General features: G+C 39.9%; 2 pseudogenes. Both read right to left on the bottom strand.

The window, feature by feature from the left end:
- Positions 1 to 450: pseudogene (locus CA598_RS32565) on the bottom strand (YVTN family beta-propeller repeat-containing protein); the annotation flags it as partial.
- A 437-nt stretch (positions 451 to 887) separates the two neighbouring features.
- Positions 888 to 1,440: pseudogene (locus CA598_RS32560) on the bottom strand (collagen-like protein); the annotation flags it as partial.

Here is a 1,440-nt window from a genome sequence, read left to right as displayed (position 1 = left end):
TCCCGCTGTTCCTGTCGCTCCGGTGGCTCCTGCTGTTCCTGTTGCTCCAGTCGCTCCTGTATCTCCGGTTGCACCAGTGGCTCCTCTAATCCCTATATTTTCACCATACAATTCAGAGTAGACAAGCCGATGAGCAGTCACTAATTGGCCAGTGCTACTTTTTCCCCAAACTGAGACTTGAATTGGATCATCTACTAGAGTTGGTGTTGTAAATATAAATTCGAATGAATCAAAATTTGCATAATAGTCATTCGTTTGTACTTCATTAGGTCCCACCGTATGAAGTTCACTAACATATAGCGTTCTTGTACCGTTCATATAGTAGCCTTCGATTTGAACTATCGACGCAGTGACATCGCTCTGGTTGACCAGTTTAATAGTAACAAGCTGAGTAGGTCTTTCACCGCTTACCAGATTGTTTTCTATAGGTCCAGTAGATAAATAACTCAAGTTCTCAACTCCTCTTCAATTCAAATAGATTTATAAATACTCTTAAAATCTTTAGATCAAAAAACCCCTACAACAAGATAGTCCACTATAAATTTTTAAAATTGTAACGTTACTATAATCATTCCTCCCATCTACTCCAAATTTGTTAACGATGAGCCTATTATATTTTTCAGTCCATAATTTCTGGCTCTTTATAGTAATATTCTTATCTTGAAATATTGCGTGGACATCCATTAAAAGCCACTGCTATACATATTAAGTACTGTCAGAGCAAACTAGTAAATCTATGAGAATTCAATCTACTACAAATCTTAAAAGCACTTTTCTCCGTCTAGCCCACAACATATTGTGTTATCAAAACAGAGGATAACCCATGAGCTATACTTACAGCTACAGGTTATCCCCCTCTTTGAACATTGAAACTTAGAGAACAATTTTTAAGTCAATTCATGAACAGACCAAACTATACCTGCTGTGTTGGCGCCGCCCAAATTCAAAGGAACTGTCAAACCATTAGACACATAGAACAAGCCAATAACATCACCTGCTGTTAGAGCAAACTCACCAGTCAGCGTTACAGTCCCGCTCCCCAAAATAGCTCTCAAATCTAGAAGAAGCGCAACATTGACATCTAACACAGGAAATAATCCACTTACCAGATTTGTTGCGGTAGGAGATGTTCTCTGAACTATAAATGCTGGATTAATTCCACTACCAAGACTTATTGAGATAGAAGCGGTTGTGGAATAATTAATAGTTGCTTCAATAGAATATCTGCCTGTCGTCGGAACTGTGTAATTTCCCGTAACTGGGCTAAAGGATGGATCAGAATAGAACGGAGAAGTCACAGTCCAGCCCGTAAGTTGGGAAGAACTAGATACTGACAAAGTTGGCAGGAATGCAGAGAATCCTTCAGCTTGAATATTCGGCCCCGTTGCTCCAGTTACACCAGTTGTTCCGGTTGCTCCTGTCACTCCTGCGGTTCCGGTT

This window comes from Paenibacillus sp. VTT E-133291 (assembly GCF_002264395.1).
GTDB classification, from domain to species: Bacteria; Bacillota; Bacilli; order Paenibacillales; family Paenibacillaceae; genus Paenibacillus_AQ; species Paenibacillus_AQ nitricinens.
This window is presented reverse-complemented; position numbering and strand designations above follow the sequence as displayed.